The following is an 11,867-nucleotide window of genomic DNA, read 5'->3' on the forward strand; positions in this document are numbered from 1 at the left end:
CGCGTGCCCGGGCAGACCGTCCACGGTGGCCGCCCGGATCCGCTACCCCCTCCGCGGATCCGGGCGGTCACACCTCCACCCGTCAACGCTCAGTGCGCGCACCGCGCCGGCGCCCGGCCCAGCGGTAGCACTCGTCGACGCCCCACACGATCACCGGCATGGGCAGCAGGAGCAACAGCGCCCAGCCCGGGAGGTCGGCCGTGCCGAAGACGGCCTGCAGTGGCTGCACGTAGATCACCGCAGCGGCGAAGGCGAGCTCGAAGGCGATCCCGGCCAGCAGCAGGCGGTTGCTGCCGATACCGATGCGCCACAACGAGGTGTGGTCGGTGCGGGCGGCGAAGGCGGTGCCGATCTGGCAGGCCACGATCGCCGCGAAGCTCGCCGTGGTGGCCTGCAGATAGGCGTGGTGCAGCGGAGCGCCGGGTCCGGTGTCGGCGCCGGGTGTCCAGCCGGCGCGGTACAGGACCAGCAGGAACAGGGCGAGCCCGAGGACGGCGGAGACCAGGCCCATGATTCCCCACGCAGCAGCATCCGCCGGTCGATCACCCCGCGACCTCGGGGTCGTGGCGGGCGTTCCATGAGCCCGGGCTCGGCCTTCTCGCGGCCGAGCGCGAGGGCGGGCAGGGTCTCGGTGCCGAGGTCGACGGCGAGGATCTGCAGCACGGTGAGCGGCAGCGGGACCAGCCCGCCGGACAGCGCGAACAGCAGGAACGGCACGACCTCCGGCACGGCGTGGGCGAAGATGTAGAGCACGAACTTGCGCACGTTGTCGAAGACCCGTCGCCCCTCCTCGACCCCGGCGACGACGGTGGCGAAGTTGTCGTCGGTGAGGATCATGGTGGCGGCCTCGCGGGCGACCTCGGTGCCCTCGCGGCCCATCGCCACGCCGATGTCGGCGTGGTGCAGGGCGGGTGCGTCGTTGACGCCGTCGCCGGTCATCGCGACGATCTGCCCGTCGGCACGCAGCGCATCGGCGATCCGGAGCTTGGCCTCGGGTGCGGCGCGGGAGAAAACGATCTCTCCCTCGCCGGCCAGAAGTCGATGCAGGGCAGGATCAGTCATCGCGTCGAGCTCGTCGCCGTCGACGACGCGGTCGGCGCGCAGCCCGACCCGGCGGGAGATCTCCGCGGCGGTGCGGCCGTTGTCGCCGGTGACGACGTGGACCCGGATCCCGGCGGAGTGGCACGCGGCGACCGCGGCGCCCACCTCGGGCCGCGGGGGGTCGAGCAACCCGACCAGGCCGAGAAGTTCGAGGCCGGGGCCCTCGGCGACCTCCCGCGACGGCGGGACGTCCTCGGTCCAGGCACGACGTGCGACGGCGAGTACGCGCAGGCCCCGGCCGGTCATGCCCTCGACGGCGGCCTCCACCGCAGTCGCGTCGGCAGGATCGAGCATGCAGCGGGGAACGACGGCCTCGGGTGCGCCCTTGACGTGGATCCACCGTCCCTCCGGGAGGACGTCGAGGGTCGCCATGGTCCGGCGGCGGGCGTCGAAGGCGAACAGGGCCTGCCGATCGCGCTCCCGAGTGTCGACGCGGACGTCAGCACCGGCGTCGGCGGCCATCACCAGCAGCGCGAGCTCCGTCGGGTCGCCCGTTTCAGCCGCGACGTCCGCAGTCGCGCAGCGGGCGACCGCGACCGCCATGGCCCGGGTCGGTGCGGCAAGCGGGAGCCCGAGGGGGTCGCGCACCTCCTGCACCGTCATCCGTCCGACGGTCAGGGTGCCGGTCTTGTCGGTGCAGATGACCGTCGTCGACCCGAGGGTCTCGACCGCGGACAGCCGCTTGACCAACGCCCCGCGCCTGGCCATCGCCCGGACGCCGCCGGCCAGGGCCAGGGTGATGGTCGGCAACAGTCCCTCGGGCACGTTCGCCACGAGCAGGCCGACGGCGAAGATCGCCGCCTCGGTCCACGTGAGCCCGGCGAGCACGCCGAGGGGCAGGAAGGCGATCCCGACGCCGACCGCGACCGCGGCGATCAGGTAGGCCACCCGGCGGACCTGCCGCTCGAGCGGGCTCTCGTCGGGCCCCCGGCGGCCGGTCAGTGCCGCGATCCTGCCGATCTCGGTGTGCTGCCCGGTCGCGTGCACGACGGCCTCGGCGGCGCCGGCCACGCACGCGGTGCCGCTGAACACCAGCACAGGCGAATCGAGCTTGCGGTCCGCCGTGTCGACTGCGGCGGCGTCCCGCTCCACCGGAACCGATTCGCCGGTCAGGGCGGCGGCGTCGACCTCCAGCGCACCCGACAGCAGACGGGCGTCCGCTGGCACCCGGTCGCCCTCGGCGATCAGAACGACGTCGCCGGGAACGAGGTCGGCGGCCGCGACCTCGCCCACGGCTCCGTCGCGGCGCACTCGTGACCGCGGTGGCAGGTAACGGCCGAGGGCCTCGACGGCCCTGCTCGCCTGCGTCTCCTGGACGAAGGCGAACACCGCGTTGAGCACGACGACCGCGAGGATCGCCCAGCCCAACTCGGCGGTCCCGGACCCGAACGCCAGTGCAGCGGCCGCGATCAGCAGCAGCGCGAGGGGGTGGGTGAACTGGCGCAGCAACGCCCGCGGCCAGTCGCGTCCGCGGTGCTGCTCGAGCACGTTCGGGCCGTAGCGGTCGAGCCGGCGGCCGGCATCCGCCGAGCTCAGCCCGGCCCGGGAGGAGCGCAGGTCCCGCAGCAGCACCTCGACCGGTTCGCGAGGGTCGGCCTCGCGAGACGTGGTGGGGATCGCGGCGCCGTGCCGCGTGCTGCTCGTCATCGGGGTGCTCCGGATCGATCTCCGCGGTCCGGTCCAGGCAACCCGGTGCGGTGTCGCCGCGCGCAGGGGCCTTCGGCCCGTTCCCCAGGGTCGTCGGAAGTGCGGCACGCCCGTGCGAGGCCAGAGGTACCGACGCCGCGGAGGACTTCGGCGACCTACTGCGGACCTTCGGCCTCGCGGATCGCGACCGGCCATCTCCCACGCTGGCGGCACGACTCTCGTCGCACCGACGCTGGAGCCCTCGGAGGACCCACATGATCGAGAAGTTGACCGACCTGCCCGACGGCGTCGTCGGCCTGCGGGTCGGAGGCCGCCTCACCCCGCAGGACTACGAGGACGTCATCACACCGATGATCGACGAGGCGGTGCGGGCCGGCGATCAGCTGCGTTGCCTGATCGAGATCGACGACGACTTCACCGGGCTGACCCCGCCGGCAGTGGTGGACGACGTCCGTCTCGGCCTACGGACGGTCGGCTCCTTCGACGGGGTCGCGGTCGTCACCGATCGCTCCTGGATCCGGACGCCCACGCAGTGGGCGGCGTTCATGGTTCCGTTCCCGATGCGGGTCTTCCCGAAGGCCGACCGTGGCCCGGCTGCCGAGTGGCTCGCCGCGTTGCCGGCCGGGGCCATGATGGAGGTCGCTCTCGATGCGGCGACGGGTGTCGTCACGGCCGAGGTGAGCGAGGCCCTGCGGATCGAGGACTTCGAGCGCCTCGCGGCGACCGTCGACCCGTGGATGCACGAGCACGGCGAGCTGCCGGGCATCGTGCTGCACGTTCGCAGGGTGCCGGGCTGGACGAGCTTGGGCAGCCTGCTGCGGCACGTCCGGTTCGTGGTGGGTCACCAGGGCAAGGTCGAGCGTCTCGCGCTCGCCACGGACGTCCCGGCCGCCGAGGCCGTGGCGTCGGTCGTCGGCCGCGTGATGCACCCCGAGATCCGCGCGTTCGGGTACGCGGCTCTCGAGACGGCGCAGGTCTGGGCCGCGGGCTCGTGACCGGCGGACGCCCTGCCGACCGGCAGGGTGTGGGCCCGGAATCACCCAGGCGGTCGGGCCCGCGCCCGCGCGCCTTCGGCACATGTGTTCCGTCACGCGGCGGCCGACCGTGGAGACACAGTGCGAAAACGGGGGCCGCACCCGCAATGGGAGGACAACGCCCATCGGCAACTGCGGTCCCGGTTCCTTCGTGTACGGCTTCGGCGTTACCTGCCCAATCGCGTGACACTGCCGTGGGCCCGGGCGACGGTCGAGCCGATCGAGGGCACGGTGAGCGACTGCGGAGCCAGCAGCACCGGGCAGCTCGAGGCCTGGAGCAGCACGGTGGCCGGCGTGCCGACGGTCCTGCCGTGGTGGCGGCCCACCACCACGAGCTGGGCGACGTCGGAGAGTTCGAGCACCGACCAGGGTGCGCCACCTCGCTCGACGGTCCACCGCACCCGCAGGCCCGGGTGATCCGCGGCGACGGTGGTGGCGATGTCCTCCAGAGCCCGCTCGGCCTCCTCCCGATGGGGAACACGCTCCCGCCGGCCGAGCCGGCGGATCACCTCGGCGGCGTGTTCCTTCCAGACATGCACGACCTGCAGCTCCGCGTCCCGGTTCGCCGCCAGTCGGGCTGCGTGGCGGACGAGGGCGGCGCTGCCGGGCCGGCCGTCGACCGCGACCAACACCGGCCGTCCGCGGTCCGGCACCGGGCGACCCGGTGCCGCCCGCACGACCGCGAGAGCGCACGGACACGTACGCGCCAGTCGTGCTGCGGTCGTACCGAGGGTCGGCAGGGCGCGCCCGCCTCCGCGGTTCCCGACGACCAGCAGCTCGGCGTCCGCAGCGAGACGGGCGAGGACGTACGCCGGCGTCCCGACCGCGATCCGCGACTCGACGGGCCGGCCGTCGGAATTGATGCGCGCGACGGCGGCGGCTCGGCGGAGCAGGGCGTCCGCCTCCGGAGCCGGGACGTGTGGATGACGGGCGAGTACGCAGACGACCTGCAGCGGCAGACCCCGCAGGTCGGCCTCTTCCGCGGCCCACGCCACCGCCCTGGTCGCCCCGCCGGAGCCATCGGTCCCGACGACGACGGGGCCGGCGATCGGCGCCGCACTCATCGGGTCCACTGCGGGACCTCCGTGCGGGTGTCCGCCTCGTCGGTCCTTTCCGCGGTGGTCACGAGGCCGGCGTCGCGCTCTGCCGGGGTCGGGACGTGCGATGGCCGATCGGCGGGGAAGGAGACGTCGGGGTAGTCCGGGTAGCGCCGCCACAGGTCGGCAGGATCGCGCATCGGCGGGACGGGTGGCATCGGGGGCATCGGGGGCATCGGAGGGACCGGTTGCGCCTGGTCGTGCTCGCGCGGCGGCATGGCGGCGGGAACCTCCTGCATCTCGTGCCTGCGTTCCTCGAAGAAGCGCAGGATCTCGACCGGGAAGGGCATGACGAGGGTGCTGTTCTTCTCGACGGCGACGTCGGCCACGGTCTGTAGCAGGCGGAGCTGCAGGGCGCCCGGGGTGCCCGACATCCTGGCGGCAGCCGCGCTGAGCTGCTCCGACGCCTGCCGCTCGCCGTCGGCGGCGATCACCCGGGCACGGCGCTCCCGCTCCGCCTCGGCCTGCCGCGACATCGACCTCGTCATCTGTTCGGGCAGCGCGATGTCGCGAAGCTCGACCAGCTCGATCCGCACGCCCCACGGTTGCTCGGTCGGCGCGTCGATGAGGCTCTTGAGCTCGGCGCTGATCCGCTGTCGGTCCGACAGGAGGGTGTCGAGGTCGGCCCGTCCGATCACCGTCCGCAACGAGGTCTGGGCGACCCGCGAGACGGCGTTGCGGTAGTCCTCGATGTTGACTATGGCCTTCACGGGGTCGACGACGCGGAAGTACACGGCGGCGTCGACCTGGACGGTGACGTTGTCCCGGGTGATGGCGCCCTGCGCCGGCACGGCCAGGACGACGACGCGGGTGCTCACCTTCACCATCCGGTCGGCGACGGGGACGAGGAACCGCAGGCCGGGCTGGCGGACCTCGTCGAGGGCACGCCCGAAGCGGAAGACGACTCCGCGCTCGTACTGCTGCACGAGCCGGATGCTGAGGAAGGCGAGCAGCACGACGAGCACCGCCGCCACGATGATCCAGGTCACTGTGGTCATGGCGCGGAGCGTGACGCCACGCCGGCCTTGCCTGCAGGTGCGACGGGCCCCGTCTGCAGGTGCGACGGGCCTCGCTCGATCCGGCATTGGGCCCACCCCCTCCAGGCCGGGTCCTTCGACCTCGCGGGAGAGGGTCGGAGCGCCGCTGTGCTCCGAGACGTCGCGGACCGACCGTGGCAGCGGGCGACCGGACACCGGGAGGACCTATGGCGAGCACGGTCGGCGGCACGGTCGTCGTCGGGATCGACGGCTCGGACCATGCGCTGGAGGCGGTGCGCTGGGCGGTGGCGGAGGCGCGCGAGCGCGACCTGCGGCTGCGCCTGGTCGCCGTGGTCCGTCCGCCGCGTGCCGATCTGGTACTCCCTCCGCGAAAGGCGGACAGACACCACCAGACGCGGATGGGAACCGCCCGGACCTCGCTGGACACGGCCTCCGGCGTCGCCGCCACGATCGCGACCGACGTCGAGATCGACCGCGAGGTGATCGGCGGCATGCCGGCCGCCGTCCTGATCGAGGAGTCGAGCACCGCGGCGTTGGTGGTCGTCGGACATCGGGGACGTGGCGGGTTCACGGGTCTGCTGCTCGGTTCCGTGGGGGTCGCGCTGGCCGCGGAGGCCACGTCCCCGGTGGTCGTGGTGCGTGGCAGCACCGACCGGAGCTGGGGCGTGGTGGTCGGGGTGGACGGCACACGCCTCGGGGACACCGCGCTCGGTTTCGCCTTCGCCGAGGCCGCGCGCCGCGGCGGTCCCCTCGTCGCCGTACGGGCCTGGAGCGAGGCCGCCGTCGACCCGTTCCTGGAGCCGTTCCTGGACTGGGACGCGATCGCGGCCGACGAGCGCGAGGTGCTCGACCGGGCCCTCGCGCCATGGCAGCAGAAGTTCTCGGAGGTCGAGGTGCGACGCGTGCTGGTCCGCGAGAACGCCGTCAAGGCGGTGATGGAGCAGGCTGCGGCGGCTGCCCTCGTGGTGGTCGGGTCGCGCGGGCGCGGCGGCGCGCATGGGCTGCGGCTCGGCTCGGTCGGCCAGGCCCTTCTGCACCACGCTCCGTGTCCGGTCGCGGTCGTCCACGCTCCGGCGACCGGCGAGGAGCCGGTCGACGATCGCCACATCGAGGAGGCCGCACGATGACACCGCCGGACACACACTGGGTGCGCCCACTCTCGGAGGTCACCGCGAAGGACGCCGACCTGGTCGGCGGCAAGGCGGCCAACCTCGGTGAACTGGTCGCGGCGGGCTTCCCGGTGCCGAACGGCTTCGCCGTCACCGCCGACGCCTACCGGGACTCGATGGCGGCCGCAGGCGTCCACGAGGAGCTCGGGACGTTGTACAGCGAGGCGATTCGCGCCGCCTTCGAGCGGCAGCGCCAGACGACCCTCGCCGGCCTGTGCCAGCGGATGCAAGAGCTTGTACGCAAGGCAGGGCTCTGCGCCGAGCTGGTCAAGCAGGTGCACACGGCGTACGCGGGCCTGGGAATCGAGGACTTGGGTCCGGTGAGCGTGGCGGTCCGTTCGTCGGCCCTGGGCGAGGACAGCTCGACGACCTCGTTCGCCGGCGTGCACGCCACGTTCACCGATGTCCGCGGCGCGAGCGAGCTCGGCGAGCGCATCGCGGACTGCTGGGCTTCGGCGCTGTCGCCGAGGGCACTGGTCTACCGCGCGGAGTTCGGCGACAACACGCCACCCGCGGTGGCGGTGGTCGTGCAGCTGATGGTGAACGCGCAGCGGGCCGGGGTCGCCTTCACGGGCGACCCGACAACCGGACGTCGCGATCGCGTGGTGGTCGAGGCCGCTTTCGGGCTGGGCGAGGTGGTGGTGAGCGGGGCCGTCGAGCCCGACACCTACGTCTTGGCCCTGCCCGATCTGGCCGTCCAGTCGGTGCGGGTCGGGCACCAGACCCACGAGATCGTGCGGGGGGCGGACGGTCGCGGCGTGACCGTGCGGCTCACCGACGAGCGGGCCGGGGCCCGGGTACTCAGCGACGCGCAGGCCCAGGCCGTCGCAGGGCTCGCCGTGCGGGTCCAGGAGCACTTCGGCCTGCCGCAGGACGTGGAGTGGGCAATGGCTGCCCAGCAGCTCTGGTTGCTGCAGACCCGACCGATCACCACGAAACTGAACCAACCACGACCTCCTGCAGAACCGGAGCCCACGGGCCCACCGCCGGGAACCGTGGTGACAGCCGGCCTCGCCGCCGCGCCGGGCCGGGCGGCCGGCCCGGTTCGCGTCCTGCACGAGCCGAGCGACGGGGACCGCCTGCGCAAGGGGGACGTGCTGGTCGCACCTCGGACCGACCCGGACTGGCTGCCGACCCTGCGGCGCGCCGCCGCTGTGGTCACCGACCAGGGGGGCGTGACCTGCCACGCGGCGATCGTCGCCCGCGAACTGGGCATCCCGTGCGTGGTGGGCGCGCGCACCGCCACGACCGACCTACCGGACGGTGACCTGGTCACCGTCGACGGCGGTACCGGCGAGGTGACCAGGGGTGACCGGGCGCGGGCCCTCCCCGCGGCGCTTGCCGAGGACCGTGCCGCGGGCCCTGGGGCCGCGTCCGTGCGGATTCCCACGGGCACCGAGCTGCACGTCAACCTGGCGATGCCCGAGGCGGCCGAGCGGGTCGCGGCACTTGACGTCGACGGCGTCGGGCTGCTGCGGGCGGAGCTCGCGCTCACGTCGGCGCTGGACGGGCGGCACCCCCGAGCGGTGCTCGCCGCGGGCGACGAGGCGGGCTTCATCGAGGCGATGGCCGGCGCCGTCGCCCGGATCGGAACGGCCTTCGCGCCGCGTCCGGTGCTCTACCGCACCACCGACCTGCGCAGCAACGAGTTCCGCGGACTGCGGCGCGGTGAGGAGTACGAGCCGGTCGAGCGCAACCCGATGATCGGCTACCGGGGCGCGTACCGGTACCTGCGGGAGCCGGATCTGTTCAGTGTCGAGCTGCGGATGCTGGCCCGGGTCCGCGAGCAGTGCCCCAACGTCCACCTGATGATCCCGTTCGTGCGGACCCGATGGGAGCTGGCTGCGGTGCTCGACCTCGTCGACCGCAGCCCCCTGGGGCGCCAGCGGGGCCTGCAGCGGTGGCTGACGGCGGAGGTGCCGTCGGTGGTGCACTGGCTCCCGGAATACGTGGGCCTGGGCATCGAGGGCGTGTCGATCGGCAGCAACGACCTCACGCAGCTGTTGCTGGGCGTCGACCGTGACTCCGAGCGGTTGGCCGAGCTGTACGACGAGTCGGACCCGGCGGTGCTCGCCGCGATCTCGTCGATCATCGAGCAGGCGACGACGCTGGGCGTGCCGACGTCGTTGTGCGGGCAGGCGCCGAGCCGGAAGCCGGCTTTCGCCGAGTTCCTGGTGCGCGCGGGGATCACATCGATCTCGGTCAACCCGGACGCGGTCGGCGCGGCCCGCGCAGCGATCGCGACCGCCGAGCGACGCGTGCTCCTCGAGTCGGCCCGGCGGACGCCGGTGGGGTCGTGATCACCATGGCAGGAGGCGTGATGCGGGCGCGGATCGGAGACTGGCTGATCGTGCCGCCCGCCCCGCACGAGTCGCACGGTCGGCGCGGCCAGATCGTCGGTCTGGTGCACCCCGACGGGTCCCCGCCCTACCGGGTGCGCTGGCTCGACGACGACCACGAGAGTCTGGTCTTCCCGCCGCCCGACGCCCATCTGGAACGGCACCCCGCCCACCCGGCCGAGGGGGCCACCGGCCGTTGACCCCGGGGTCCACCGGCTCCGGCGCCGGGGACCAGCGACCGTGCCGGCCGGCGTCCCGCTCCCGGCAGCCTCGTCCTCGACGCCGGCACGAGGCCGGACACGGAGAGGAGCAATCGTGGGAGCACCGACGATCGTCGTGGGAGTGGACGGCTCTGCCGGTTCGCGCACCGCTCTGGAACACGCCCTGCGCGACGCCGCCCGACGAGGCGCCCGGGTCCGGGTCGTCATGGCGTTCGAGGCGCCCGACCACTGGCCCGACTTCGACCGGGCGGCGGCGCCACCGACGCCGGCCGAGATCATCGACAGGATCGAGAGCGGCCTCGGCGAGGCGGTCGTCGCGGCCCGCGCCGCACTGAGCGCTGCCGACGCACGTGTCCGCGACGTCCCCGTCGACGTGCTGGCGCTGCCGGGGTCACCGGCCGCGGTGCTCCTCGCCCAGGCGGAGGACGCCGACGACCTCGTCGTGGGGCATCGCGGTCGAGGCGGTCTGGCGAGCGCGCTGCTCGGCTCCGTCGGTCTGCAGTGCGTACTGCACGCACCCTGCCGGGTCACCGTGGTCCGCCCTCCGCGGACGGCGCAGTTCTCGGCAGGGACCACCCGGGTGGTGGGGAGGACGCCATGAGCGAGCCGCCGTTGCGGCGAACCCTTGTTCGCGACGTCATGTCGACCTGGGTGGTGTCCGTCGGGCCTGACACCGACTTCGACGAGGTGGCCCGGGTGCTGGCCCTTCACGCCGTACGGGCCGTCCCGGTGCTAGAGGGCACCCGCCTTCTCGGGGTCGTGTCCGAGGCAGATCTCCTGCGGACCGCCGAGCGCGGCGACGGGGGGGTCGGGCACGAGCGCCCGCAGTGGAGGGACCCACGGCGACCGACGACCGCGCGGACGTTGATGAGCACCGCGGTGGTGACCGTCCGACCCGAGGCCTCCGTCGCAGAGGCCGCCCGCCGGATGCGGGAACGGGGCGTGGGTTGGCTCGCCGTCACGGAGTTCGACGGGGCCGCCGAGCACGTCGTCGGCGTTCTGGGTCGCACCGACATCCTGAGCGTGTACCTCCGTGACGACGCGGAGCTGCGCGCCGAGATCGTCGACGGGGTCCTTCGCCCAGTGCTCGACGACGAGGCGGTCGCTGTATCCGTCCGAGTCGACCGCGGCGTCGTCACCCTCGCCGGCAGCGTGCCCGATCGAGGTCGGGCTCTGCGGCTGGCGGCTCTGGTGGGCCGCCTGGAGGGGGTCGTCGCCGTGCACGACGAACTCGTCCCCGACGAGCGGAACGAACCGATGGCGGGGCCAGTCCACTGAGGGGCTCCGCTGGGTCGACCGGGGCGTCCGTCCCGTCCGGCCCGTGCCGGGCAGGTCCTCCGGCTTCGGCAGCCGGGCCCGCCGTCCCTGCCACCGACGACCCGCCCGGCGGAAGGTGCTCACATGACGAACACGGCGTATCCGGTCCGGGTCACCGGGCGGCTCGAGGGCGAGCCGTCGCGCTGGCTGTGGCTGGTCAAATGGCTCCTGCTGGTGCCGCACCTGATCGTGCTGGTCGTGCTGGGCCTCGCGTTCTGGGTCCTGACCGTGGTCGCGTTCGTCGCGATACTCGTCTCGGGCCGTTATCCCCGCGCGGTCTTCGGGTTCAACCTCGGCGTGCTGCGCTGGGGCTGGCGGGTCGCGTACTACGGCTACGCCGCCAACGGCACGGACCGCTACCCACCCTTCACCCTCGCGGACGTCCCGGACTATCCGGCCCGCCTCGAGATCGACCGGCCCGAGCGGCTGTCGCGGGGGCTGGTGCTGGTGAAGTGGTGGTTGCTGGCGCTCCCGCACTATCTGGTGCTGGTCTTCCTGATCGGAGCAGGCGGCACCGTCGTGTGGCGCATCGGGACCACCGGGGCGATCGGCTTCGACGGTGGCCTGGTCAGCGTGCTGGTCCTCTTCGTCCTCGTGGCGCTGCTGTGCAGCGGGCGCTATCCGCGGGGGTTGTTCGACCTCGTGCTCGGGTTCGACCGGTGGGTGCTGCGCGTGGTCGCGTACGCGGCCCTGATGACCGACGCGTACCCGCCGTTCCGGCTCGACCAGGGCGGTGAGGAGCCGGTCCCCGCGCCGCCGGTGCCACCGGGTGGGCCCGTGGAGATCGCCTCGCCGACGGCAGGAGCGGCCCGATGATGTGGGGAACCTGGGGAATATCCGAAGCCGTCTGGCTGGTCGGCCTGCTCCTGGTGCTGCTGGCCGCCGCGGCGGGGGCGGCCGCGGGCACCGTCGTCGTCGCCCGCCGGGGATTCCCCGCGGCGGGC

Annotated in this window: 9 protein-coding genes and 1 pseudogene; 7 read left to right on the top strand and 3 right to left on the bottom strand. The window is 73.5% G+C overall.

Going from position 1 to position 11,867, the window contains the following annotated elements; genetic code table 11:
* Positions 1-82: 82 nt before the first annotated feature.
* Positions 83-2,748, bottom strand: a pseudogene (locus LWC33_RS27330) (cation-translocating P-type ATPase).
* A gap of 254 nt (positions 2,749-3,002) precedes the next feature.
* Between LWC33_RS27330 and LWC33_RS27335 the strand changes: the two are divergent.
* Entirely contained in the window at positions 3,003-3,743 is a 741-nt protein-coding gene (locus tag LWC33_RS27335; protein ID WP_233307558.1) for a SpoIIAA family protein, read from the top strand.
* 206 nt (positions 3,744-3,949) lie between these two features.
* Here LWC33_RS27335 and LWC33_RS27340 read toward each other — a convergent pair whose 3' ends face one another.
* Complete coding sequence (locus tag LWC33_RS27340; protein ID WP_233307559.1) at positions 3,950-4,846, bottom strand: universal stress protein; 897 nt, start codon at positions 4,844-4,846, stop codon at positions 3,950-3,952.
* Positions 4,843-5,877: an SPFH domain-containing protein gene (locus LWC33_RS27345; protein ID WP_372476702.1), complete on the bottom strand. Its 1,035-nt coding sequence runs from the start codon at positions 5,875-5,877 to the stop codon at positions 4,843-4,845. The genes LWC33_RS27340 and LWC33_RS27345 overlap by 4 nt, the downstream gene beginning before the upstream one ends.
* A 173-nt stretch (positions 5,878-6,050) precedes the next feature.
* On the opposite strand from LWC33_RS27345, the gene LWC33_RS27350 reads away from it, so the two are divergent.
* The 6 genes from LWC33_RS27350 (at position 6,051) to LWC33_RS27375 (ending at position 11,739) form a co-directional block, all read left to right on the top strand.
* Complete coding sequence (locus LWC33_RS27350) at positions 6,051-7,004, top strand: universal stress protein (protein ID WP_233307560.1); 954 nt, start codon at positions 6,051-6,053, stop codon at positions 7,002-7,004.
* Entirely contained in the window at positions 7,001-9,346 is a 2,346-nt protein-coding gene (gene ppsA / locus LWC33_RS27355) for a phosphoenolpyruvate synthase (protein WP_233307561.1), read from the top strand. The genes LWC33_RS27350 and ppsA overlap by 4 nt, the downstream gene beginning before the upstream one ends.
* 20 nt (positions 9,347-9,366) lie before the next feature.
* On the top strand, positions 9,367-9,585 hold the full coding sequence (locus LWC33_RS27360; RefSeq protein WP_233307562.1) for a DUF1918 domain-containing protein: 219 nt from the start codon (positions 9,367-9,369) through the stop codon (positions 9,583-9,585).
* A 115-nt stretch (positions 9,586-9,700) separates the two neighbouring features.
* Positions 9,701-10,207, top strand: coding sequence for a universal stress protein (locus LWC33_RS27365; protein ID WP_233307563.1), 507 nt, complete (start codon positions 9,701-9,703; stop codon positions 10,205-10,207).
* On the top strand, positions 10,204-10,884 hold the full coding sequence (locus LWC33_RS27370) for a CBS domain-containing protein (protein WP_233307564.1): 681 nt from the start codon (positions 10,204-10,206) through the stop codon (positions 10,882-10,884). Before LWC33_RS27365 ends, LWC33_RS27370 begins: the two co-directional genes overlap by 4 nt.
* A gap of 123 nt (positions 10,885-11,007) precedes the next feature.
* Positions 11,008-11,739, top strand: a complete 732-nt coding sequence (locus LWC33_RS27375; RefSeq protein WP_372476703.1) for a DUF4389 domain-containing protein — start codon at positions 11,008-11,010, stop codon at positions 11,737-11,739.
* Positions 11,740-11,867: the final 128 nt, after the last annotated feature.

It is taken from the genome of Pseudonocardia terrae, assembly GCF_021343995.1.
GTDB classification, from domain to species: domain Bacteria; phylum Actinomycetota; class Actinomycetes; order Mycobacteriales; family Pseudonocardiaceae; genus Pseudonocardia; species Pseudonocardia terrae.

Bases quoted from the DNA above. Each gene is read 5' to 3' on its own strand.
- LWC33_RS27335 (WP_233307558.1), top strand. From the start codon at position 3,003: ATGATCGAGAAGTTGACCGACCTGCCCGACGGCGTCGTCGGCCTGCGG.
- LWC33_RS27360 (WP_233307562.1), top strand. From the start codon at position 9,367: ATGCGGGCGCGGATCGGAGACTGGCTGATCGTGCCGCCCGCCCCGCAC.
- ppsA (WP_233307561.1), top strand. From the start codon at position 7,001: ATGACACCGCCGGACACACACTGGGTGCGCCCACTCTCGGAGGTCACC.
- LWC33_RS27340 (WP_233307559.1), bottom strand. From the start codon at position 4,846: ATGAGTGCGGCGCCGATCGCCGGCCCCGTCGTCGTCGGGACCGATGGC.
- LWC33_RS27370 (WP_233307564.1), top strand. From the start codon at position 10,204: ATGAGCGAGCCGCCGTTGCGGCGAACCCTTGTTCGCGACGTCATGTCG.
- LWC33_RS27345 (WP_372476702.1), bottom strand. From the start codon at position 5,877: ATGACCACAGTGACCTGGATCATCGTGGCGGCGGTGCTCGTCGTGCTG.
- LWC33_RS27375 (WP_372476703.1), top strand. From the start codon at position 11,008: ATGACGAACACGGCGTATCCGGTCCGGGTCACCGGGCGGCTCGAGGGC.